Consider the following 23,537-nt stretch of genomic DNA (forward strand, 5'->3'; position numbering starts at 1 on the left):
GTCCGAGCCCCGCAGGGACTAAGCGGACTTGCGGCTGTCCCGGGGATGAACCGCGAGGTTCATCGCACCGGAGCGCAGAACGGCGAGCCGCTCCTCGAGGACCTCTTCGAGTTCCTCTCGGGTCCGCCGCTCCATCAGCATGTCCCAATGCGTACGCGCGGGCTTGGCCTTCTTTTCCTCAGGGCCGTCGCCATCCACGAGGAGTGCCTGGGCTCCACAGACCTTGCACTCCCACTCCGGCGGGATCTCCGCCTCGACCGAGAAGGGCATCTCGAATCGATGCCCCTTCTCGCATGCGTACTCCACGGCCTGGCGCGGGGCCAGGTCGATGCCGCGGTCCGTCTCGTAGCTGGTCACCACGAGGCGCGTGCCGCGAAGAGCTCGCTCACTCATGAATCGTGCCTCCCGGGCTTGTCGCCCACAGGACAGGTGTCGCTGTCGTCGTCATCCGGTCAACGTCCGGTCGGCGGATAAGATTCCCGTTCCGATGTCCCGTTCCGGGTCATGCGTCGCCGTCGTGCCGCAGCCTTGTCAACCAGTGCAGTACCCACCGACGCCCGGTTTGTCACGTCTGCTCGGAGATGTCACCTAGCGCTTCGTCGCCTTTGACGCGCAGTAACGGTACGCCTGGCAGGCCAAACGCGTACACTACCGCCCTTTCACCCAGAGTGCTAAATCCTCTCGGGAACGGGGTTGCCCGCGTCACCGATCGCCCGCCGCACCGGCACGCGCGCGAGGAGCACGAAACCGATCGCGAAGAACGCCACCAGCGAGATGATCGCGGACCGGTAGCTGCCGGTCAGCTGGTAGGTGACACCGAACAGCAGCGGGCCCAGCCAGCTCATCCCGCGGTCGCTCAGCTCGTACGCCGAGAAGTATTCGGCCTCCTTGCCCGGGGGCACCAGGTGGGAGAACAGGGAGCGGGACAGAGCCTGGCTGCCCCCGAGGACCAGGCCGATCCCGGCCGCCAGCACGAAGAAGAACAGGGGCGCCTTGGCCGGCAGGAAGTACCCCGCGCCGAGGGTGAGCGTCCAGGCGATCAGCGAGCCGAGGATCGTGCGCTTCGCCCCGTAGGTCCGGGCCAGCCGGCCCATCGCCAGCGCGCCCGCGACCGCGAGCACCTGCACCAGCAGCACGGCCGTGATCAGCGTGGACTGGTCCAGGCCCAGTTCCTCCGAGCCGTACACCGACGCCTGCGAGATCACCGTCTGGATGCCGTCGTTGTAGACGAGGTAGGCGAGCAGGAAGGCCACGGTCAGCGGGTGGCGGCGCATGTCGCGGACCGTCGCCGCGAGCTGCCGCATCCCCGGCAGGGCGGCCTCGCGCTGCGCCGAGCGGCGGTCGCGCAGCCGCGCGAGCGGGATCAGTGTGAACGCGCCCCACCACAGCCCGGCCGAGGCCAGACAGATCCGCACGGCCATGGTCTGCGAGACGCCGAAGCTGTCGTGGCCGGAGTAGAGGACCAGGTTGGCGATCAGCACCAGAGAGCCGGCCGCGTATCCGAAGGCCCAGCCCCGGGAGGAGACCGCGTCGCGTTCCTCGGGCCCGGCGATCTGCGGCAGGTAGGAGTTGTACAGCATCATCCCGACGGACTGCGCCGCGTTCGCCACCACCAGCAGCACACCGCCGAGCAGATAGCGGTCGCCGGAGAGGAAGAACATCCCCGTCGTCGCTGCGGCTCCCACGTACGCGGCCGCGGCCAGCAGCGGCTTCTTGCGGCCGGTGCGGTCCGCGGCGGCCCCGACCAGCGGCATCACCAGGACCGCCGCGATCACCGACAGGGACACCGCGTAGGCGAAGAAGGAGCCGGCCCGGACCGGGACGCCCAGCGGATGGACGTACCCGTCCGCGTCCGCGGCCGACTTCGCGACCGAGGTCAGATACGGGCCCAGGAACACGGTGAGCACGCTCGTCGAGTAGACGGAGCACGCCCAGTCGTAGAAATACCAGCCGCGCTGCTCGCGCCTGCGGTCCGCGGTCTCGTCCGCCCCCGCCGTGCGCACGGTGTCGATGCCCACCCGTGCCCTCGCTTCCCCGCTGAAGGTGCCGCGCGCCGGCCGGCCGGGCGCCGGTCGGGTCAGACCCAGACGCCGCGTTCTTCCATGACCTTGCGCAGTGTGTCGATGTGATCGGTCATGATGCCATCGACCCCCAGGTCCAGGAGCCGGTGCATGCGCTCGGGTTCGTTGACCGTCCACACGTGCACCTGCAGCCCGTGGGCGTGGGCGAAGCGGACGAAGCGCCGGTCCACCACCTGGATCCCCGACTGCACCTCCGGTACCTGCGCGGCCACCGCCGAGCGGCGCAGCGCGGCGGGTACGCCCCAGGAGCGCAGCCGCAGGTTGAGCACGCCCCGGGTGCCGTAGGAGGTGGCGAGCTTCGGGCCCGCCAGATGCTGGGCGCGCACCACGCGGGCCTCGGAGAACGATCCCAGGCAGATCCGGTCCCAGGTGTTCGTCCGACCGATCAGGTTCAGGAACGGGTGCAGCGCCGCCTCCGCCTTCACGTCGACGTTCCAGCGCACCTCGGGGAAAGCCTCCAGCAGGTCCTCGAAGAGCGGCACCGGTTCGGTGCCCTGCACGCGCGCGTGCCGCACCTGCGTCCACGGCAGGTCGGCGATCCGGCCCGCACCGTCCGTGACCCGGTCCAGCGTGGCGTCGTGGAAGGCGACGAGCCGGCCGTCCTTGGTGGCGTGCACGTCGGTCTCGATGTACCGGTAGCCGGCCTCCACCGCCCGCCGGAACTGGGCCATGGTGTTCTCCAGGCCGTCGGCCGCGCCGCCGCGGTGCGCGAAGGCCAGCGGGCCCGGATGGTCGAGATACGGGTGGCGTATGGACGTCGTCACGGACGCAGTATCGCCCGAGTGGGTGACCCCGTGGCAACGACCGTGCTGCCCTGCGGTGCCTGCGCAACGTCGAACACCCGCAGGAAGAACTGGGCGAGCGGGCCGATGGACACCGCGTACAGGAGGGTGCCGACGCCGACGGTGCCGCCCAGCAGGAAGCCGGTGAGCACGACCGAGACCTCGATGCCCGTGCGCACCACGCGGATCGACAGACCCAGCCGCCGGTGCAGACCCGTCATCAGCCCGTCGCGCGGCCCCGGCCCGAACCGCGCCGCGATGTACAGACCGGTCGCCGCGCCGTTGAGGACGATCCCGGTCACCAGCAGCGCGATGCGCGCCGCGAGGCCACGGGCATCGGGCAGCACCGCCAGCGAGGCGTCCATCGCCAGGCCGATCACCAGAACGTTCGAGATCGTCCCGAGGCCGGGCCGCTGACGCAGCGGGATCCACAGCAGCAGCACCGTCGCGCCGACGATGGTCAGCACCACGCCGATCGACAGGCCCGTGCGCTCGGCAAGGCCCTGGTGCAGGACGTTCCACGGCTCGAGACCGAGCCCGCAGCGGACGAGGAGCGCGGAGCTGGCCCCGTAGAGGGCGAGGCCGGCGTAGAGCTGGATCAGCCGCCGGGTCAGCCGGCGTGGTGTGGACACTGGGGTCCCCCTGGGTGGTGTGAGTGGCCTGACGCATGACACTCTGTGGCTTGAGAAGAAGAGCCATCCATGGCCAATTCGGGGAAGGTGGACTGATCTGTATGGCCCAGTGGACCTCTGCGGTGGGCGCGGCACAGCTCGCCCGGCTGCTCAAGTCGCAGCAGGACCGTCCCGCGGGCCCCGGTACGCGCCGGCCCCCCGCCTACCGCGCGCTCGCCGACGGTATCCGCCTGCTGGTCCTGGAAGGCCGCGTCCCGGTGGCCGCCCGCCTGCCCGCCGAACGCGAGCTGGCCCTCGCCCTGTCCGTCAGCCGTACGACGGTGGCGGCGGCCTACGAGGCACTGCGCACCGAGGGCTTCCTGGAGTCCCGGCGCGGCGCCGGCAGCTGGACCGCCGTCCCGGCCGGCAATCCGCTCCCCGCCCGCGGTCTGGAGCCGCTGCCGCCCGAGGCGCTCGGCTCGATGATCGACCTCGGCTGCGCCGCGCTGCCCGCGCCCGAACCGTGGCTGACCCGGGCCGTGCAGGGCGCCCTGGAGGAGCTGGCGCCGTACGCCCACACGCACGGCGACTACCCGGCCGGACTGCCCGCGCTGCGGGCGATGATCGCCGAGCGGTACACCGCACGCGGCATTCCGACGATGCCCGAGCAGATCATGGTGACGACCGGTGCGATGGGCGCCATCGACGCCATCTGCCATCTCTTCGGCGGCCGCGGCGAGCGCATCGCCGTCGAGTCACCGTCCTACGCCAACATCCTGCAGCTGATGCGGGAGGCGGGGGCGCGGCTGGTGCCGGTCGCGATGGCCGAGGGGCTGTCCGGCTGGGACGTGGACCGCTGGCGTCAGGTGCTGCGCGAGGCCGCGCCCCGCATCGCCTATGTCGTCGCCGACTTCCACAACCCCACCGGCGCGCTCGCCGACGAGGAGCAGCGGCGGCGGCTGGTGGAGGCGGCCCGCTCGGCGGGGACCGTGCTGGTGGCCGACGAGACGATGACCGAGCTGTGGCTCGAGGACGACCTCGAGGGCACCATGCCGCGGCCGGTGTGCGGCTTCGACCCCGCCGGCTCGACCGTCGTCACCGTCGGCTCGGCCAGCAAGGCCTTCTGGGCGGGGATGCGCATCGGCTGGGTGCGGGCCGCCCCCGATGTGATCCGCAGCCTGGTCGCCGCCCGCGCGTACGCCGACCTGGGCACCCCCGTGCTGGAGCAGCTGGCGGTGAACTGGCTGTTCAGCACCGGCGGCTGGGAGGAGGCCGTGCGGTTGCGGCGCGCCCAGGCCAGGGAGAACCGGGACGCCCTGGTCGCCGCGGTGCGCCGGGAGCTGCCGGACTGGGAGTTCGAGGTGCCGCAAGGTGGCCTCACGCTGTGGGTGCGTGCCGGGGGACTGTCCGGGTCGCGGCTCGCCGAGGCGGGCGAGCGGGTCGGCGTACGGGTGCCGTCGGGGCCGCGCTTCGGTGTCGACGGGGCATTCGAAGGGTTCGTCCGCCTGCCGTTCACCGTCGGCGGCGCGGTCGCCGACGAGGCGGCGGCACGGCTCGCGTCGGCGGCGCGGCTGGTGGCCAGCGGCGGGGCGGGGGGCGCGGAGGCACCGCGCACCTTCGTGGCGTGAGCGCGCGGACGGAGGCGCCGCACGCGTGCGTGGCGTGCGGCGCCTCCGGCAGGCGATGCCCCGGGGTTACGCCTGTTCCACGACCGCGGCCTCCGTGGTGAGCGGCTCCTCCGGGACGTCCTTGTCCATGGGAACCTTCTCACCGTCCGCGGGGGTCGTACGCGGCGGCAGGAGGTCAAGTACGGCCTGCCGGTGCGCTTCACTGGTCGCGTCGTCGTACGGGTCGGGGGTCGCCGGCACCTGCAGCCGGTGCACCGGGCCGCTGCCCAGGCGGGCGTAGCCCCGGCCGGGCGGGACGTGGGCGAGGGGAGTGGTGCACGGCGGCGCGCCCAGGACGGCCTCCAGCTGGGCCGGCGTCGCCGGGCCCAGTGCGACACGCGCGCGCGTGTGCTGCCGTACCGGATCGCTCAGCGCGTCCAGGCTGTCGAACTGCTCGGCGATCACCACGGTGACGTTCGCCGCGCGGCCGTGCCGCAGCGGTGCCTGGAGCAGCGCCTCCGGGTCCTTGCGGCCGTCGGCGGCGGCCAGCGGCGCGAACGCGGTCGGCCGGTCGAGCAGGACCCACAGCGGGCGCCGGGTGTCGTCCGGCGGCGGGTGCCCCTCCTGGCGGGCCCGGTTGGCGGCGATCAGCCGGCGCTCGGTCTCGGTGGCCGCCCACTCCAGGCTGGCCAGCGCCCCGCCCAGCCCGCACTCCACGGCCAGCACACCGTCCCGGCCGGTCAGGCAGGCGTACTCGCCGGTGCCTCCGCCGTCGACGATCAGGACGTCGCCGTAGGGGAGGGCCTGGAGCGCGATCGAGCGCAGCAGGGTCGAGGTGCCGCTGCCGGGCTGGCCCATGACCAGCAGGTGCGGCTCGGTGGAGCGGATGCCGGTGCGCCAGACGACGGGCGGCATGTCGCGCTGCTCGTCACCGAAGGAGAGCGGGAGGGTCCGCTGGACCTGGAGGGAGTCCGTGAAGCCGAGGACCGTCTCGCCCGGTGTGGTGACGAACCGCTGCGCGGCGATGTCCGTGGGCAGCGGCGCCAGCACGCTCACCGTGAGCTCGTTGCCCTCCTCGTCCCACGCGAAGCGGTACTCGCGCCCGCGGCCCGACTTCGCGGTGAGCAGCTGCTCGACACGCGCGCGTGCCTCGGCCCGGCCGTCCGGGAAGTACGCCGGGTAGCGGATCTGAAGGTGGGTGATCCGGCCGGAGCCGTCGAACTCGTGCGCCGGGAAGGCCTTCTCCCACTCACCGCCGTGCGCGTACAGCGGCGCCGGGTCCTCGGCGGTGGAGAAGTACGGCACGAGGGCCTCGTACAGCGCTTTCAGCCGTTGCGTCTGCGACTCGTCCGGGCCCTCGGGCTCCGGGGGCGTGCGGTCACGGCCCTGCCAGGCTGCCGCCGCCATCAGGGTGATGACGGCGAGCAGCAGGCCGTACGGAACCAGGGCCACGGCCAGGATCACCGCGGCCACCATGAACAGCAGCTGGCCGCGCTTGTCCTTCGGGGTCTCGGCCCACCTGCGCCGCCCGGCCGAGGCCAGTCGGCGCAGACCGCGGGTGATCGTGATCAGCGGATGGAGGACGTCGGTGGCGCTGTCCGCCGCCGTCCGGGCCAGCTCCCGGCTCCGGGCGATCTGCGCGCTGCCTGTGCTGAGGATGCGGGGGAGGGGGCGCCGGGCCACTGCTGCCTCCTTGCGGTGCGTACGGGTGGGGAGGACGGCGTCAGAACCTGATGCCGCCGAGGAGACTGGCCAGGCTCTCGCCGCCGGCCTTGATGCTCGGCGCGATCGCCGTACTGGCCAGGTAGAAGCCGAACAGCGCCGAGATCAGGGCGTGCGACGCCTTGAGGCCGTCCTTGCGGAAGAAGACGAACACGACGATGCCGAGCAGGACGACGCCTGAGATGGACAGGATCATTTGAGCTCTCCTGGTGTTCGGTGGGGACAGTCACCATGAGTACTTCCAGGCTCACAGGATGTATCTATACGATTAAAGGTGCAAACGGGGGAAATTCCCATGATTTCCCCCGCTCGGCGGACCGTCGGCTGCGCTGTCCGAGCAGGACAATTGGCGTTGAACAGGCCTGTCGGTGATCTTTTGCCGTTTGCGGCGCCCGACAGGTGACCGACGAGCCAGTACCCTGGCGATTCACTCGTACGGCCGCACCGCTCGCGGTCGTACGCCGCTCCCGCGGCCGCGGAGGCGGCGCCCGGCAACAGCAGTCCCCAAGAACGCAGTGAGAGGCGGTCCGGCCGATGACTGAAGCCCCCGACCCCGAGGTCGTGGAGCTGGCGACCAAGATCTTCGATCTGGCCCGGCAGGGGCAGACGGAGCCGCTCGTGGCCTATGTCGACGCGGGCGTACCGGCCAACCTCACCAACGACCGCGGCGACACCCTGGTGATGCTCGCCGCCTACCACGGCCACGCCGACACCGTCCGTGCGCTGCTGACCCGCGGCGCCGAGGCCGACCGCGCCAACGACCGCGGTCAGACCCCGCTCGCCGGCGCCGTCTTCAAGGGTGAGGAAGCCGTCATCAGGGCCCTCCTGGAGGGCGGCGCCGACCCGGCCGCGGGCACCCCGTCGGCCGTCGACACGGCACGCATGTTCGGCAAGGCCGAGCTGCTCGAGCTGTTCGGCGCGGCCTGAACACACCCGCTTTGATCAGCGGGAACAAGGGTTTTGACCAGATAGGACACCGACCACGGGGGAGGCGGTAACAGGCCGCCGGAAATTTCGGTCGCGGTGGGCAGAACCGCCGGGTCATCATGACGTCGTGATTCACGGACGTGATGGCCGGGCAGGTAGTGCCGCACCGCGCGGGCCGTGATGCGGCCCGCATGGGCCACCGACGAGAGGCAGAGAGAAATGGTCTACAGCAAGCAGGAAACGGCGGGCGCCCCGACGTGTTGTCACGCGGCCAGGTAATGCACGTCCCCGGTTGCGTCGACGCTTGATGTGAGGCTGTTTCCCATGTTCGATCCGGTCATAGCGCCCAGCGGTACGCTGCTCGGCCTGCTCCAGCGGGGCCGCGGCGACGGAACACTGCACGCGCTCACCGCCCCCCGCGCCGAGGCCCTCGCGGCGCTGAACCAGTGTGTCCTGCGCGACCCCCGCCACGACTGGCAGGTGGAGAACCGCTCCCTTTACTACGCCCGTCTCTTCCTCGACCTGGGCGGCGAGCTGGACGAGATCGAGGCCCACCTCTTCGACGTCGAGGACGTCTTCCACACCGACGAGTCCCGCACCGGACTCTCCCTTGCCGTGCTCGGCCACCTCGCCTCCTACGGCCGGCGCGACGCCCTGGAGTTGCTGCGCCGCTACGCGGCCACCGGCTCCAACTGGGCCTGGGCGCTCGACGAACTCGCCCTGCGTGACGACGACGCCGGGCTGCGCGCCCTCGCCGTGCCCGTCCTCGCCCGCTTCACCACCGATGCCGAGGGTGAGGCCGCGCTGGCCGCCGTCGTGCGCGACGCCTTCGAACCCCGGCCGTGGCGGCTGTGGGCCGAGGACCCGCGTGCCGACATCGCGGCACGCGTACGTGCCGCCCACGAGACCGGCTGCTTCGACCGCTGGCAGCGGCAGATGCGCCCGGCCGGCCCGCGGCCCGGGTGGAGTGTCGCCGCGGTCCTCGAATGGGCCCAGCAGGGCGTCGAACGCGGCGCCGCGCTCCATGTCCCGGCCGCCCGCTGCCTCGCCGCCGTAGCGGGTCCCGAGGACCGGCCGGAGATCGTACGGGCCGCGCTGGACGGCACCGAGGGAGCCCGGTGCACCGCTCTGCGCTACCTCGCCGACAGCAACGACCCCCACGTCCTCGACCTGATCGAGGCAGCCGTCGCGGGCGGCACCGCGCCCGTCGTCGAGGCCGCCGTCGACGCCTTCGAACGCATGCGCAGCGTCGCCGCGGTCGATCGGGCCCGCGGCTGGGCCCGCCGGCCCGACGCGCTGGGCGGCGCTGCCGGACGCGTCCTCGCCTGCCGGGGCGGCGCCCAGGACAGCGACCTCGTCCTCGGCGTCCTGCGTGAGGCCGTACGCGGCGAGGGCTGCGACGCGCCCACCCTGTGGACCCTCGTCGACGGCGCCGGACGCCTCGGCATCGCCTGCGCCGCACCCGTCCTGCGGCACGTCTACCGGGAGACCGCCTCCTCGCATCTGCGCGGCCGCTGCGCCCGCGCGCTGGCGGCCACCGACCCCTCCTTCGCCACCGGCTTCGCCGTCGAGTGCCTGTGGGACTGCGAGGAGACCACCCGCGAGATCGCCGCCCGGCACGCCGAGACCGGCGACGCGCGCGTGGTGGAGCGACTGCGCCGGCTGGCCGCGGACCCGGCGGAGGAGGACGAGGTCCAGATGGCGGTACGGAGCCGGATCGGGCCGGACGCGTCGGCGGTGTGACACCGGGAGACGGGGAGGGCGGGGAGCCCGTCCGGGGTCGCACGGTCCCGATGCGGACCGCTGTCCGTCCGGCATGCGGAGATCCGGCACGGGCCGCCGTTGCGGGTGTGGGAGGCCGCCGGACGCGGGTCGCTGTCCGGGCACGGTGAGACCGTCGGGGGCCGCCGTCCTGGCGCTGTGATCCTGCCCGACGCGGCGCGTGCGCGCGGGCGGTCCGCATCGAAGTGGTCGAAGTGCTCGTGGGTGACCAGCACGGCTTCGGCCCCCTCGCACCTCTCGGGCTCCTCGGTCAGCACACCCGGATCGACGACGATCGCCCGGGCATCCTTCTCCAACCGCACACACGCGTGAGCGGACTTGGTGAGTCGCATGGGACCACCCTGCCGACCGCCCGGCCGGCCGCACCGGAGTTCGCGGCCGGCCGAAGCGACCCGCTACCGGCGGGGGCCGGAGTCGGCCGACGCCGCCCGCTGCCGACGGGAGTTCGCGACCGGCCGATGCGGCCTTCTACCCGCGGGAGTCCGGATTCGGCCAAGCAGTCTTGTGCCGAACGGAGTCCGCAGCCGGCCGAAGCGGCGCCCTACCGGCGGCGTACCGCCACGAATCGCACCGGCGTGCCCGGCACCGCCTGGGCCGCGGCCGGGAGGTCGGCGGTGCGGACCACGCCGATCACCGGGTAGCCGCCGGTGGTCGGGTGATCGGCGAGGAAGACCACGGGGCGTCCGTCGGGCGGCACTTGCACGGCCCCAAGGACCATGCCCTCACTGGGCAGTTCACCCGGCCGCGCGCGTTCCAGGGAAGGCCCCTCGGTGCGCAGGCCGATGCGGTTGCTCGCGGCGGACACCCGGTACGCGCGCGTGGTGAAGACGCGCACCGCCTCCGGTGTGAACCAGTCGTCGCGCGGCCCCAGGGTGACCCGCAGCACCAGTTCGTCCGGCGGGCAGGGCTGCGGGGCCACGTCCACGCGCGCGTACGGTGCCGTCTCCGGGCCGGTCTCCGGGCCCAGGGGGAGCACCGCGCCGTCGGCGAGCGGCGCCGGGCCGAGCCCGGAGAGCAGGTCGGTGGAGCGGCTGCCGAGGACCGGTTCGACGGCGACGCCGCCGGAAACCGCCACATAACTGCGTACGCCGCGCACCGCGGGGCCGACGTCCAGCAACGCCCCGGCAGGCACCCGCACCGGGGCTCCCCAGGCGGCCGGCCGCCCGTCCACGGTGACCCGGCAGGGAGCGCCGCCGACGGCCACGGTGACCGCGCGGCGCGGCCGCAGCGCGCAGCCGCTCAACGTCGTCTCCAGGACGGCCGCCTCCGGCGGATTGCCGACCAGGCGGTTGACCAACTCGGCGGCGGCCGCGTCGAGCGCCCCGCACCGGGGCACCCCGAGATGCGCGTGCCCGGGCCGCCCACGGTCCTGCACGGTGGTGAGCGCCCCGGCGCGTACGACGGCGAGCGCACGGTCCGTCATACGGCACCCACCCCGCCCACGGGCACGAACCGCACGCGCGTGCCCGGCGCGAGCAGTGCGGCCGGTACGCGCGTGGGGTCCCACAGCACGGCGTCCGTCGTGCCGATCAGCTGCCAGCCGCCCGGGGAGGAGCGCGGGTAGACGCCGGTGTACGGGCCGGCCAGCGCCACCGAACCGGCCGGGACGGCCGTGCGCGGAGTGCCCCGGCGCGGCACGTCGTAACGGGACGGCAGGCCCGTGAGGTAGCCGAAGCCGGGGGCGAACCCGCAGAACGCCACCCGGAACTCGGTCGCCGCGTGGATCCGCGCCGCCTCCACCGCGCCGACGCCCCAGTGCGCCGCGACCTCCGCCAGGTCGGGGCCGTCGTAACGCACCGGTATCTCGACGACCTCACGCGCGCGTGCGGGCGCCGGAGCGATGTCGGCGCGGGCCAGTTCGCCGGCCACGCGGTCCCGGTCGGACAGTCCGTCGAGCAGGACCGTGCGCGCCGCAGGGACGATCTCGCGCACGGTGAGCAGTCCCTCGGCACGTCGGCGCACCAGTTCCGCGTGCAGCGCCTCGGCCGCCTCACCGGAGGTCACCTCGAGCAGCAGGGCGTCGTCGCCCACGGGCAGCGCCCTCACGCGAACGCCTCCACCCGCACACCGGCATCCTCCAGCCGCCGGCGCACCCGGCGGGCCAGTTCCACCGCGCCCGGCGTGTCACCGTGCAGGCACAGGGAACGGGCGTGTACCTCGATCCGCGCGCCCGAGTGCGCGGCAATCGTGCCCGAACGGGCGAGGCTCAGCGACCGCTCCACCACCGCCTCCGGATCGGTGACCACGGCGCCGTCCCGGCCGCGCGGCACCAAGGTGGCCTCGTCGGTGTAGGCGCGGTCGGCGAACGCCTCGGTGACGACGGGAAGCCCGGCCTTCTCCGCCCTCTCCAGCAGCCGCGAGCCGGGCAGCCCCAGCACCGGCAGCGCCGCGTCGGCGAGGAGCACCCCGTCGACCACCGCCTGCGCCTGCTCCTCGTCACGCACCACCCGGTTGTACAGGGCGCCATGCGGCTTGACGTAGGCCACGCGCGCCCCTGCCGCCCGCGCGAACACCTCCAGGGCGCCGATCTGATACGCGACCTCGGCGGCCAGTTCGGCGGACGGCACATCCATCGCGCGCCGCCCGAACCCGGCCAGATCCCGGTAGGAGACCTGCGCGCCTATCCGCACCCCTCGCTCGGCCGCCAGCGCGCACACCCGGCGCATGGTGGCCGCGTCCCCGGCGTGGAAGCCGCAGGCCACGTTCGCGCTGGTGACGACGGACAGCAGTTGCTCGTCGTCGGTCAGCTCCCAGCGGCCGAAGCCCTCGCCGAGGTCGGCGTTCAGATCGATCGAGGTCATGGTTTCTTCCCGGATGCTCAGGCCACGCGGTACTGCTCGTCGCGGGCGTCGGTGAGGAACATCTGTCCCGGTGCGTGGGTGAGGGCGAACGGCGGCCGGGAGGCCGTCACCGCGGCCTGCGGGGTCACTCCGCAGGCCCAGAACACCGGGATGTCGTCCGGTTCCGGACGGACCGGATCGCCGAAGTCGGGACGGCCGAGGTCGTCGATGCCGAGCACCGACGGATCGCCGTAGTGTACGGGGCTGCCGTGCACGGCCGGCAGCAGCCCGCTCTCCCGGATCGCCGCCGACAAGTGCCCAGGCGGCACCGGGCGCATCGACACCACCAGCGGGCCGTGCAGCCGCCCCGCCGGACGGCACTGCCAACTCGTCGTGTACATGGGGACGTTACGACCCTGCTCGAGGTGACGCAGCGGCACACCGGCCGCGGTCAGCGCCCACTCGAAGGTGAAACTGCACCCGATGAGGAACGACACCAGGTCGTCGCGCCAGTACGCCCGCACATCGGCCGGCTCGTCCACCAGCCGGCCGTGCTCCCACACCCGGTAGCGCGGCAGATCGGTGCGCAGGTCGGCCCCCTCGGCGAGCACGGTCGTCCACGAGCCCGCGTCGGTGACGTCGAGAACCGGGCAGGGCTTGGGATTGCGGGTGCAGAACAACAGCGTCTCGTACGCCCAGTCGGCCGGGACCGAGACGAGGTTGACCTGGGTGTGGCCGGCGGCGACACCGGCGGTCGGGCCGGACAGCCCCGCCCGGAAGCGGGCGCGTGCGGCCGACGGGCTCCACGCGTGCGCGTGCGGGTCGACGAGGATGACCGGGCGGTCGGTGGCGGCATGGAGGGCCGCGCTGTCGTCCGTACGGTTCACACCAGCTCCTTCCCGCGCGTCTCGGGAAGTCCCAGCAGGGCCAGGGCAGCCAGCCCGTAGCCGATCGCGCCGAAGACCAGCGCGCCGCCCACGCCCCAGCTGTCCGCCAGGAACCCGACGCTGGTCGGGAAGACGGCGCCCACGGCTCGGCCGGTGTTGTAGGTGAACCCCTGTCCGGTGCCGCGCACGGCGGTCGGGTACAGCTCGCTCAGATACGAGCCGAAGCCGCTGAAGATGGCCGACATGCAGAACCCGAGCGGGAAACCGAGCACGAGGAGCAGGGTGTTGGCGCCGCTTGGGATGTTTGCGTAGGCCGCGATGCACAGCGCCGACAGCAGCGCGAACAGCCAGATGTTGCGCCGTCGCCCCAGCCGGTCCGTCAGATAGCCGCCGGTGAGGTAGCCGATGAACGCGCCGGAGATCAGGAAGGTGAGGTATCCGCCGGTGCCGACGACGGACAGACCGCGCTCGGACTTCAGATAGGTCGGCACCCAGGTGGCCAGCGTGTAGTAGCCGCCCTGGACACCCGTCGACAGCAGCCCGGCGAAGACGGTGGTGCGCAGCAGGCCCGGCTTGAAGATGGCCGTGAAGGAGCCCTTCTCGCCGCTGCGTTCACGTGCGGCGGCGGCCTCGGGAGCGTCGTGCACCCGGCGTCGCACCCAGAGCACGAGCAGGGCGGGCAGCGCGCCGGTCCAGAACATCACACGCCAGGCGAGAGCGTCGTCGACGAACGAGAACACCAGCGTGTACACGATCACGGCCAGCGCCCAGCCGGCCGCCCAGGCGCTCTGCACGGCGCCCAGCGTGCGGCCGCGGTGCCGGGCGCTCGCGTACTCGGCGACCAGGATGGCGCCGACCGCCCACTCGCCGCCGAAACCGAGGCCCTGCAACGCGCGGAAGAGGAGCAGGGTCTCGAAGTTGGGCGCGAAGCCGCAGGCGACCGTGAAGACCGCGTAGGTGATCACGGTGAGCAGCAGCGCCCGCACCCGGCCCACCCGGTCCGCGAGCACGCCGGCGAGGGCGCCGCCGACGGCAGAGACGACGAGGGTGACCGTAGTGAACAGGCCGGTCTGGCCGCTGTCCAGGCCGAAGTACGCGGACAGCGCGACCATGCTCAGCGGGAGCGTGAAGTAGTCGTAGGAGTCGAGCGCATAGCCGCCGAACGCGCCCGCGAAGGCGTGCCGGCCGCGCGGGCCGAGGGCGCGCAGCCAGCCGAACGCGCCCTCGGCGGCGCCGGGTTCGGCCGTGGCGGAGGGTGCTTCGGCAGTGGCTGCCCGGGGTGGAGGGGTCGTGCTCATGGACACCTCGCTAAAGGGTGACGGAGGGGCGTCGGGAAGAGCCGTGCGCAGCACCGTAGAGGATCGTTCAACGATCCTTCAATACCCCCGTTGTCTCGTCCCTGTATCTGCGATTGAATTCCGGGCATGGCAGAGCAGCTGGCGTCACTGGCCGACGACCGTGCCCTTCTGGGCCGCACCAGCACGGCCGAGCGGGTCTCGGACATCCTCCGGAGCCGGATCGCCGACGGCTTCTTCCCGCCCGGCACCCGGCTGTCGGAGGACAGCATCGGCGGCGCGCTCGGTGTGTCCCGCAACACACTGCGCGAGGCGTTCCGGCTGCTCACCCATGAGCGCCTGCTCGTCCACGAACTCAACCGGGGTGTGTTCGTCCGTGTCCTGACGGTCGAGGATGTGGAGGACATCTACCGCACGCGCACGTTGGTCGAGTGCGCGGTCGTGCGGGGCCTCGGCGACCCGCCGTACGCCCTCGACGGGCTCGCCGCGGCGGTGGCCGAGGGTGAACGGGCCGGTGCCGAGAACGACTGGAAATCGCTGGGCACGGCGAACATCCACTTCCACCAGGAACTGGTCGCCCTGGCCGGCAGTGAACGCACCGACGAGGTCATGCGCAGCGTCTTCGCCGAACTCCGCCTGGCGTTCCACGTGGTGGACGACCCGCGGCAGCTCCATGAGCCGTATTTGGTGCGCAACCGGCAAATCCTGCAAACGCTGCGAAACGGGGACAAGGCGGGTGCGGAGCAATTGCTCGCCGTGTACTTGCGCGACTCCCTGGACCGGGTGGTCGAGGTGTACCGACGACGGGTCGGAGACGAGGCGTAACCCCCTGGCCGACGGCGGCCGCAGACGAAGGGCGCTTCCCGGCTGGCGGCTGTGCGCCCCCAAGGGGACGCGGGGAACTGCGCGAGCAACCCACGGCGGTCCGCACCCGCAAGACCACACGAGCCCCCCGAGCCCACCCGGCGAAACCGGCGGAGCCGCCCGTTTGGGCTGTTGTCAGACCAAGGACCTAGTCTGTGCACCGTGACTTCGCCTGCATCGACGGACAGCGCTCCGCCCCAGCTCAGCGCGGGGCCGCGCCCCGCACCGGGCCCGGCCGCCGACGAGGGCCTGGCGCGCCGGCTGCGCGCGCTCGCCTGCACCGCGCCGATCCACGACCTCGACGCGCGCAAGGCCAATCTCGCCGGTGAGTACTCGGTGTACGGCATGGCGGAGATCGCCCTCGCCGCGATCGACCTCGTCACACTCAACATGGACTTCGACACGGGCGCCGACCACGAGCAGATCGTCGCCCGGCTGATCCCGCGCATCGCCGCGCAGGCCCCGCAGCGCCCGGCCGCCGAGCACGAGCGGGTGGCCCGCTGGGTCCTGGAGAACCTGATCAACGTCGGCAGCGTAGACCGCGGCTTCCGCGCGGTCTACGGCACCTTCGCCGCCGACGGCTCCTACATCCGCCGGGACTACGACTTCAAGCTGATCGAAGAGGTCCCCGGCCCCGGCGGCACGGTCTATCTGCGCACCACCGACGAAGCCGTCAACGTCCTCGTCGGCGCCCTCGACACCGACGTCACCAGCGCCCAGATCGCCGCAGAGGTCAAGCTGGAGGTCCTGATCAGCCGCGGCCGGCTGGCCGACGCCCAGCTCGCCGCCGAGCAGGCCCGCTACCGGACGGTGCAGTACTCCGAGACCCTGCGCCGCGCCCTGGACGCGACCCGGCGCAACGTCCGCGCGGTGGACTGGCTCAACGCCGTACCCGACATGATCGCCGAAGCCCTCGACCACGTCGCCGAGCGCTACCGCCACGAGAACGCGATCCTCACCAACATCCGCAAGGCCCGCGACGAGTCCGAGGACCCCGAGCACAAGCGGCGCGCCGCCGAACTCGTCGACATCGTCAAGGACTGCATCCGCCGCCACACCCAGCTGCAGTCCCGCCTGCTGGAGGCCGGCCCCCTCTTCCGCGCGGAACAGGACCGGCAGGCCTTCGCCACACCGCTGACGACCTCGGGACTCGACCTGTACGGCCACCTCCTCGCGCCGACCCTGCCGCTGCCGCTGGAACAGGCCACGCGCGTGACGGACGCGTTCTTCCACCGCGGCACCGGCCTGCGCACCCCGATGGCCGTGCGGGTCGGCGACCTGATCGACATACTGCTGACCCCGCCCGTCGAACGGGAGCACCTGGGTGCGGAGATGCCCGAGCCCGACCTGGTCGCCACGCCCGACGACAGCCGGTTCAGCGAGGAACAGATGGCCGCCGCGCAGGAGCTTCTGGACCTGCCGCACGACGCGCCGCGTCGGCTGTCCGGCCTGCTCGCCGAGGCCCGCGGCAAGGACCCCGACCTGCCCTACCTGGTCGCCCTGCTGGCCGTTCACGCGGCCAGCCCGCCCTTCGGCACCGCGTACCGGCAGGGCGAGGAGAAGCTGCTGTTCGCGGTCGACGACGGCACCGAACTGGACGACCCGGAGTTCGGCGGCGCCGACCTCATCGTCGGCACGGCGCTGCTGGACGCCGCGGGGATGGCCGCGGACCGGACGGAAGCGGCATGAGTCAGTACCCGCACGACCCGAAGCGCCGGCAGAACCCGCGTGACCCGGACTGCCGGCACGACCCGAGGGACCCGCACGACCAGCAGGACCCGCACGACAAGGAGCGACAGCCGTGACCGAGCACGTCGAGTGGAGTGAGCCGGAAGCCGGACCCGCCCCGGCGACCGCCGCCGTCACCCCCGCCGACGCCGCCGACGCGGCCCGGCTCGTCGCCTTCGGCCTGCAGCCCAAGCTCCAGCCGGCCCGCGACCAGGAGTACGCCGACCTGCTGCGCCGCTACCGCGAGGATCCGCCGTTCGCCCGGCTCGCCGACGCCGTCGCCGCCGGGCTCGGACTGGTGGTGCTGGAGGTGTCCCCGCGCGCCGGCATGGCCGTGACCGCCGCCGAGGACTCCGTCTTCGCCGTCCGCATGGGCGACTACGCGCGTCGCGCCTCCGCCGACTCCGGCGACCGCTTCCTGCACGGCCTCGCCCATCTCGCCGTCGCCGCCCTCGCCTTCCCCCGTCCCGAGGACCTCGCAGACGACGGCTACATCGGCCGCGTCACCGTCAACGGCGTCGACGCCTTCGTCCGGCAGGCCTGCCGCCGTCTGGAGGAGCGGGCCGCCGAACAGGGCGAGAACACCGACCCCGTCACCGACGCACCCGGCCTGGAGGCCGCCTGGCGGATCTGGGCCAGACGCAGCGCCACCGGCGCCACCAAGGACGCCCGCCGGCTCGCCGGCTCGACCACCGGCATCGTCGCCAAGGCCGTCGCCTTCCTCACCGACTCCGGATTCCTGCAGCGCACCGGTGACGACAACGGCGGCACCTACCGCACCACGGCCCGCTACCAGCTCCAGGTGCGCGACATGGCCGGCAGCGCCGCCATGGCCGAGCTGCTGGAACTGGGCGTCGTCCCGGTCACCGACGGCACGCCGACGCTGCTGCCCGCCGAGGACACCGAGGACCTGGACCTGGTGGCCGACGCCGGGCTGCCGTTCCACTCCTGACCCGCACCCGCCGAACCACCGCACCTTTTTCGAAGACTTAACGAGAGTCCGCCATGTACGAGCTGTCCCGGGTCCGCCTCTACTCCATCGGTCCCGCCGGTGCCCGCTACGCCGACACCGTGCTTGACCTGCGAGGCGTGGGCGAGCCGGTGCCCGACCCCGCGCCCGCCCAGGCGGAGTTCTTCGAGGAGGAGCCGGTCGGCCCGCCGCGTCGGCCCGCACCGGCCGGCGTGCTCTTCCTGGAGAACGGCGGCGGCAAGTCCGTCCTGCTCAAGCTGATCTTCTCGGTGATGCTGCCAGGCCACCGCAACACCCTGGGCGGTGCCAGTTCCGGCGTGCTGCGCAAGTTCCTGCTCGCCGACGACTGCGGGCACGTCGCACTGGAGTGGCAGCACGTGCAGACCGGCGAGTGCGTCGTCGTCGGCAAGGTCAGCGAGTGGCGTGGCCGCCAGGTCTCCAACGACCCGCGCAAGTTCGCCGAGGCCTGGTACTCCTTCCGGCCCGGCCCCGGACTCAGCCTGGACAACCTGCCGGTCGCCGAGTCCACCGCCGTACGCCCGCCCGTCGAGGGCCAGTCCGGCGCGCAGGGCCGCCGCCGCACCATGAAGGGCTTTCGCGACGCGATCACCGAGGCCGGCAAGGCGTACCCGCACCTGGAGGTGCATTGGGAGGAGATCCACGAACGCTGGACCGAGCACCTCGGCGACCTCGGCCTCGATCCCGAACTCTTCCGCTATCAGCGGGAGATGAACGCCGACGAGGGTGAGGCCGCCGGCCTGTTCGCGGTGAAGAAGGACTCCGACTTCACCGACCTGCTGCTGCGCGCGGTCACCGACACTCGCGACACCGACGGGCTCGCCGACCTGGTCGGCGGCTTCGGCAACAAACTCGGCCGGCGCGCCGAGCTGATCGCCGAGCGCGACTTCACCGCCGGCTCCGTCGACCTGCTCGGCCGGATCGTCGAGGCAGCCGACGCCCGCGCACGCGCGCGTGACGTCCACACCGGCGCCGAACGCCGCACCCGCACCCTGGCCCGCCGGCTCTCCGCACGGGCGGTGCAGGAGCGCGCCCGCGCCACCGACCTCGCCCAGCGGGTCACGGCCGCCGCCTACGCCGTCACACATGCCGAGGGCGCCCGCGAGCGCAGCGCCCTCATCGCGGCCGAACTCGCCTACCGGCACGCGTCCTTGGCGCTCACCGCCGCCGAGAAGGCGGCCGCCGCGCAGAAGCGTGAGCTGGCCGACGCCCGTACCCTGCACGCCGCCTGGCAGGCCGCCGAGGTCGTTCTGCGCCACCGCGCGGCCGCCGACCGGGTCGCCCGGGTGTCCGCCGCGATCCAGGAGGCGGAGCGGGACGCGGCTCCCGCGCTCGCCGCGCGCACCAAGGCCGCCGTCGACCTCGTCCGGGCCCTGCACGCGGCCGCGGAGAACGCCGAGAACCTCGCCAACGAGGAGGAGGAGCGCTCCGCGCAGCTCCAGGAGGTCAGCGACGCGGCCCACCGGGACTCCACGGCCGCCGCGACCGAGGCGCAGCGCGCCCGCAGCGAGGTCGGGCATCTGCGCCAGCGCCTCACCGAGGTCGAGCAGGAGACCGCCGAGGCCGTCCGCGCCGGCTGGCTCGACGACAGCACGCCGGATGCCGACCCGGCCCGCGCCGCCCTCGCCGCCAGCGATGCCGAGAAGACCGCGGTCGCCGCCTGGGACACCGCCCGCGAGGCAGCCCGCCGGGCCACCGAGCACGCGCGCGAAGCGGCAGCCGCAGAGACCCGCGCCGAACTGACCGCCGCACGCGCCGCCGACGCCGCCACCGCCGCCGAACGCTCCTACGACGGCGAGCGCCGTACCGCCGAGGCCCTGTCCCGCGAGGAGCGGCTCGCCGAGCTGCTCGGCCTGACCGACGCGCGCTCCGCCATCCCGCAGCCCCGGCAGGGCGACGACGACGGCGGTCGCGGCGCCCTCACCCCGGAGGAGCTGGACCGCTGCGCCGACGAGCTGCGCGAACTCCTCGACGACGCCGTCTCCTTTGCCGAACGCCAGCTGTTCGACCTGCGTACGGCCGCCGCCGACGACGCCCGCATCCTGGGCGCGCTCGGTGACGGCGGGCTGCTGCCGCCCGGTCCGGACGTGCTCGCCACCGTCGAGTTCCTCGGCGAGCACGGCATCCCCGCCCTGCCCGGCTGGCGCTACCTCGCCCAGGCCATCGACCCCGCCGACCACGCCCGCGTACTGGCCGCCCGGCCAGAACTGGTCGACGGCGTGATCATCACCGATCCCGACTCGCACGCCCGCGCGCGTCAGGCACTCGGTGAGGCGGCCCTGCTGCCCCGTTCGGCCGTCGCGGTCGGCACGGCTGCCGCTCTGCTCGCCCCCACCCCGGCCGCCGGGACGGACACCGGGGAGGTGTTCCTCGTCCCGCCGAACCCGGCCATGCACGACGAGCACGCCGCCGACGAGGAGCGGCAGGCGCTGCGGGCCCGGGCCACCGAGCGCGACGAGGAGATCCGCGCCCTCGCCGCCCGCCTCGGCAAGGACCGCGAGCTGGCCGCCCGGCTCGCCTCCTGGCGCACCGGCTGCCCGCCCGGACGGCTCGTGGAACTCGCCGAAGCCGCCCGCGAGGCACGCGCGTTCGCCGAGGAGACCGAGGCAGAACTGGCCGAGGCACGCACCGCCCGCGCCGAGGCCGAGGAGACCGCCGCCGAGGCGGTCCGCGTCCGTGACGAGCGGCAGGAGACCGCACAGAAGGCCCGCCGCGCCGCCGACGCCTTGGCCGGACTCGCCTTCCGGCTGCGTGAACGCGCCGGCTGGCAGGCCCGGCTGCGCGAACTCGCCGACGAGGCCACCGAGTCCGAGGCCCGCGCCCAGGCGTGCCTGGAGCGGGCCCGCGCCGCCGACGAGGACCGCCGCGCCGCCCAGCGCGCCGCCGACGACTCCCGCCGCACCGCACGCGCGCTGCGCGCCGAGCGCTCCGAGATCGCCGGCGCCCCCGACGACGTACCGGAGGCGGGCGGGGACACGCCCAAGACGTCCCTGCCCGCGCTGCGCGAGGCCTACCGGGCCGCCTCCCAGCTGTACGAAAAGGTCGGTGTCGGCGCCGACCTGCGCGCCGAACAGGCCCGCGCCGAGAGCGACGAGAGCGCCGCCCGCGCCGAACTTGACCGGCTCAGCAACAAGGTCCGCACCCGCGCCGAGCAGCTGCTGGAATCCCCCGACGGCTCCGACGGACCGTCCCGGCAGGCGGCCGCCGCCCGCGCCGAGGAGCTGGTGCAGCTCCTGGAGACGCGCATGTCGAGCGCCAGCGAACAGCTCGGCCGGCTGCGCGGCGAGGCCGAACGGCACGCCCCCGAGGACGGCGAGGCCCACACCGAACTGCCCGATGAGATGCTCCCGCGCGACGCCGACCACGCGCAGGCCCTGCTGCGCACGGCGAGTGCCGAACTCGCCTCCCGCACCGAGGCCCTGGCCCAGGCCCGCGACGCGCACGCCGAGCTGCTCCAGGCCCACCGCGCCGCCGAGGACGCGGTCGGCGGCTTCGAGGAACTCGCCGCGATGCTCCGCGACCTGCTGCGCGAGCACGCGGGCGAGGAGGAGCAGGAGGAGCCCGACCCGTACCCCGGCACGCTGGAGGAGGCCCGGCAGGCGGCCGCCGAGACCCGCCGCTCACTGCGCGGCTGCGCCGCCGACCTGTCCGCCGCCGAGGGCGCCGTCCGCGAGGCGAGCGACATCCTCGTCCGGCACGCCAACTCCACCCGCTACGAGCAGGTCCGCACCCCCGCCCGTCAGCAGATCCGTGAACTGCCTGCCTCCGCGCTGCCGGAACACGCCCAGAAGTGGGCCGACGCCTTCGCCCCGCGCCTGCGCGTCCTCACCGACGAGCTGGCCCAGCTGGAGCGCAACCGCGACTCGATCGTGGACCGGCTGCGCGGCCTGGTGGAGACCGCGCTGGCCACCCTGCGCTCGGCCCAGCGGCTGTCCCGGCTGCCCGAGGGGCTCGGCGAGTGGTCCGGGCAGGAGTTCCTGCGCATCCGCTTCGAGGAGCCCGACCAGGCGACCCTCACCGAGCGCCTCGGTGAGGTCATCGACGAGGCAACCCGCGCGGCCGTGAAGAAGAACTCCGACCTGCGCCGCGACGGCATGTCCCTGCTGCTGCGCGGGGTGGCGGCGGCTCTCCAGCCCAAGGGCGTCGCCGTGGAGATCCTCAAGCCGGACGCCGTGCTGCGCGCCGAGCGGGTGCCGGTCGGGCAGATGGGCGACGTCTTCTCCGGCGGCCAGCTGCTCACCGCCGCGATCGCGCTGTACTGCACCATGGCCGCGCTGCGGTCCAACGACCGGGGCCGGGACAAGCACCGGCACGCCGGCACCCTCTTCCTCGACAACCCCATCGGCCGCGCCAACGCCACGTATCTGCTGGAGCTCCAGCGGGCGGTCTCGGACGCGCTCGGCGTGCAGCTGCTGTACACCACCGGCCTGTTCGACACCACCGCCCTCGCGGAGTTCCCGCTGGTGATCCGGCTGCGTAACGACGCCGACCTGCGAGCGGGCCTTAAGTACATCAGCGTCGAGGAACACCTGCGGCCCGGTCTGCCCCAGCAGATCCCCGCCGGGGAGGCGGCGCACAGCGAGATCACGGCGACGCGGATGTTCAAGCGACCGGCTTCGGCGACCCGTTAGCGGCACGTACGGCGGTGCACAGCGGCGTCAGGGGTGCGACAGCTGCCCGGCGCCCCCGCGCCGCCGTATCCGCCCCTGGCCCGGCTCGGCCGCCCGCCGGGCCCGCCGCCGCTCACGGCGCAGCGCCCGCGCTGTGCTGCTCGGCATCGAGACCACGCCGTTGCGCTGGTTCCACACCTGGCGGGTCACCCACACGTCGAGGACGCTCCAGGTGGCCACCACCGTGCTCGCGATGCTGCTCAGCACCATCGGGAAGGCCAGCCAGGACCCGGCCATCGTGCACAGGAAGGCTGCCACGGCCTGTATCAGCGTCACGGCGATGATCAGCACCGCCCGTACGGCGGCCGTGCGCACCGGATCGGGGAGCCGTCGCCGTCGCGCGGGTTCCTCGACCCACAACGGCCGGTACGCTTCCCTGCGTTCGGGAACCACCCGCTCGGCCGGACCCTCGTCGGCCGAACCGTCGAGATCCGGGTGCTGCCGTCCCCGCCGGGCCGTCGCGCCTCCCGCCGTGCCGGTCCCAGCTGTCTGGCGCCGCTCCGCCGTGCCCATCAACGTGCCCCTCCCCACCGCCGGTTCGAACCGTTCCCCTCGGTGCCGGAAGATCTCCGGCTCCTTCACTGGCTGCCCGGCTTGCGCTGCTTTATGCCCCCGGGGGACGGGGTGTGGCTCCTGTGGTCCCTTCCGCCCCCATTTCCTGTAGAGAAGGACGAACGGGACCGCGCGAAGATTCCCACGCAGCGAAAAGATCAAGCCAGTTCCAGGAGTTCGGTGCGCCGGTCGGCGGCGGCCACCCCCGCCGTCCCCGCCGGACAATCACCCGCAATGCCCGGACACCTCCGCATGTCGCCC

19 protein-coding genes and 1 pseudogene are annotated in these 23,537 nt (G+C 73.3%); 7 read left to right on the forward strand and 13 right to left on the reverse strand.

The window, feature by feature from the left end:
• Positions 1–18 precede the first annotated feature (18 nt).
• The 4 genes from ACF1GV_RS35300 to ACF1GV_RS35315 all read right to left on the reverse strand — a co-directional run bounded on the left by ACF1GV_RS35300 (position 19) and on the right by ACF1GV_RS35315 (position 3,495).
• A complete protein-coding gene (locus ACF1GV_RS35300) occupies positions 19–393 on the reverse strand; it encodes an RNA polymerase-binding protein RbpA (RefSeq protein ID WP_010357981.1) in 375 nt (124 codons plus the stop codon).
• A gap of 278 nt (positions 394–671) precedes the next feature.
• Positions 672–2,018 (reverse strand): MFS transporter, encoded by a 1,347-nt coding sequence (locus tag ACF1GV_RS35305; RefSeq protein WP_391689298.1) that lies wholly within the window; start codon positions 2,016–2,018, stop codon positions 672–674.
• Between the two features lie 59 nt (positions 2,019–2,077).
• The gene (locus tag ACF1GV_RS35310; RefSeq protein WP_391689301.1) at positions 2,078–2,845 is read right to left on the reverse strand and encodes a glycerophosphodiester phosphodiesterase; all 768 of its coding nucleotides are present in this window, start codon (positions 2,843–2,845) and stop codon (positions 2,078–2,080) included.
• On the reverse strand, positions 2,842–3,495 hold the full coding sequence (locus ACF1GV_RS35315) for a YitT family protein (protein WP_391689304.1): 654 nt from the start codon (positions 3,493–3,495) through the stop codon (positions 2,842–2,844). Before ACF1GV_RS35315 ends, ACF1GV_RS35310 begins: the two co-directional genes overlap by 4 nt.
• A 101-nt stretch (positions 3,496–3,596) precedes the next feature.
• Here ACF1GV_RS35315 and ACF1GV_RS35320 point away from each other — a divergent pair, with 101 nt between their 5' ends.
• On the forward strand, positions 3,597–5,102 hold the full coding sequence (locus tag ACF1GV_RS35320) for a PLP-dependent aminotransferase family protein (protein ID WP_391689306.1): 1,506 nt from the start codon (positions 3,597–3,599) through the stop codon (positions 5,100–5,102).
• A gap of 66 nt (positions 5,103–5,168) precedes the next feature.
• Here ACF1GV_RS35320 and ACF1GV_RS35325 read toward each other — a convergent pair whose 3' ends face one another.
• A complete protein-coding gene (locus tag ACF1GV_RS35325; protein ID WP_391689309.1) occupies positions 5,169–6,764 on the reverse strand; it encodes a hypothetical protein in 1,596 nt (531 codons plus the stop codon).
• 40 nt (positions 6,765–6,804) lie between these two features.
• Entirely contained in the window at positions 6,805–6,999 is a 195-nt protein-coding gene (locus tag ACF1GV_RS35330; RefSeq protein ID WP_363265109.1) for a hypothetical protein, read from the reverse strand.
• 338 nt (positions 7,000–7,337) lie between these two features.
• Here ACF1GV_RS35330 and ACF1GV_RS35335 point away from each other — a divergent pair, with 338 nt between their 5' ends.
• The gene (locus ACF1GV_RS35335; RefSeq protein ID WP_363265110.1) at positions 7,338–7,730 is read left to right on the forward strand and encodes an ankyrin repeat domain-containing protein; all 393 of its coding nucleotides are present in this window, start codon (positions 7,338–7,340) and stop codon (positions 7,728–7,730) included.
• Between the two features lie 324 nt (positions 7,731–8,054).
• On the forward strand, positions 8,055–9,473 hold the full coding sequence (locus tag ACF1GV_RS35340) for a HEAT repeat domain-containing protein (RefSeq protein ID WP_391689314.1): 1,419 nt from the start codon (positions 8,055–8,057) through the stop codon (positions 9,471–9,473).
• A gap of 185 nt (positions 9,474–9,658) precedes the next feature.
• On the opposite strand, the pseudogene ACF1GV_RS35345 reads toward ACF1GV_RS35340, so the two are convergent.
• The 6 genes and pseudogenes from ACF1GV_RS35345 to ACF1GV_RS35370 all read right to left on the reverse strand — a co-directional run.
• A pseudogene (locus ACF1GV_RS35345) lies at positions 9,659–9,844 on the reverse strand (MBL fold metallo-hydrolase); the annotation flags it as partial.
• A 209-nt stretch (positions 9,845–10,053) separates the two neighbouring features.
• Entirely contained in the window at positions 10,054–10,935 is an 882-nt protein-coding gene (locus ACF1GV_RS35350; RefSeq protein ID WP_391689317.1) for a biotin-dependent carboxyltransferase family protein, read from the reverse strand.
• Positions 10,932–11,558: an allophanate hydrolase subunit 1 gene (locus ACF1GV_RS35355; protein WP_391689319.1), complete on the reverse strand. Its 627-nt coding sequence runs from the start codon at positions 11,556–11,558 to the stop codon at positions 10,932–10,934. Before ACF1GV_RS35355 ends, ACF1GV_RS35350 begins: the two co-directional genes overlap by 4 nt.
• The gene (locus tag ACF1GV_RS35360; RefSeq protein WP_391689322.1) at positions 11,555–12,313 is read right to left on the reverse strand and encodes a LamB/YcsF family protein; all 759 of its coding nucleotides are present in this window, start codon (positions 12,311–12,313) and stop codon (positions 11,555–11,557) included. The genes ACF1GV_RS35355 and ACF1GV_RS35360 overlap by 4 nt, the downstream gene beginning before the upstream one ends.
• Positions 12,314–12,330: 17 nt before the next feature.
• A complete protein-coding gene (locus tag ACF1GV_RS35365; protein WP_391689325.1) occupies positions 12,331–13,179 on the reverse strand; it encodes a putative hydro-lyase in 849 nt (282 codons plus the stop codon).
• Positions 13,176–14,477, reverse strand: a complete 1,302-nt coding sequence (locus tag ACF1GV_RS35370) for an MFS transporter (RefSeq protein ID WP_391689328.1) — start codon at positions 14,475–14,477, stop codon at positions 13,176–13,178. The genes ACF1GV_RS35365 and ACF1GV_RS35370 overlap by 4 nt, the downstream gene beginning before the upstream one ends.
• A gap of 126 nt (positions 14,478–14,603) precedes the next feature.
• Between ACF1GV_RS35370 and ACF1GV_RS35375 the strand changes: the two genes are divergently transcribed.
• The 4 genes from ACF1GV_RS35375 to ACF1GV_RS35390 all read left to right on the forward strand — a co-directional run bounded on the left by ACF1GV_RS35375 (position 14,604) and on the right by ACF1GV_RS35390 (position 22,685).
• A complete protein-coding gene (locus tag ACF1GV_RS35375; RefSeq protein WP_391689331.1) occupies positions 14,604–15,299 on the forward strand; it encodes a GntR family transcriptional regulator in 696 nt (231 codons plus the stop codon).
• A 201-nt stretch (positions 15,300–15,500) separates the two neighbouring features.
• Positions 15,501–17,027, forward strand: coding sequence for a hypothetical protein (locus ACF1GV_RS35380; RefSeq protein ID WP_391689334.1), 1,527 nt, complete (start codon positions 15,501–15,503; stop codon positions 17,025–17,027).
• 112 nt (positions 17,028–17,139) lie between these two features.
• On the forward strand, positions 17,140–18,018 hold the full coding sequence (locus tag ACF1GV_RS35385; protein WP_391689337.1) for a hypothetical protein: 879 nt from the start codon (positions 17,140–17,142) through the stop codon (positions 18,016–18,018).
• A gap of 53 nt (positions 18,019–18,071) precedes the next feature.
• Positions 18,072–22,685 (forward strand): hypothetical protein, encoded by a 4,614-nt coding sequence (locus tag ACF1GV_RS35390; protein ID WP_391689340.1) that lies wholly within the window; start codon positions 18,072–18,074, stop codon positions 22,683–22,685.
• A 27-nt stretch (positions 22,686–22,712) separates the two neighbouring features.
• Here the strand turns inward: ACF1GV_RS35390 and ACF1GV_RS35395 are convergent, their stop codons facing one another.
• Positions 22,713–23,237: a hypothetical protein gene (locus ACF1GV_RS35395; RefSeq protein ID WP_391689342.1), complete on the reverse strand. Its 525-nt coding sequence runs from the start codon at positions 23,235–23,237 to the stop codon at positions 22,713–22,715.
• Positions 23,238–23,537 lie beyond the last annotated feature (300 nt).

The sequence above is a fragment of the Streptomyces sp. NPDC014006 genome (assembly GCF_043088925.1).
In the GTDB taxonomy this organism is placed as follows: Bacteria; Actinomycetota; Actinomycetes; order Streptomycetales; family Streptomycetaceae; genus Streptomyces.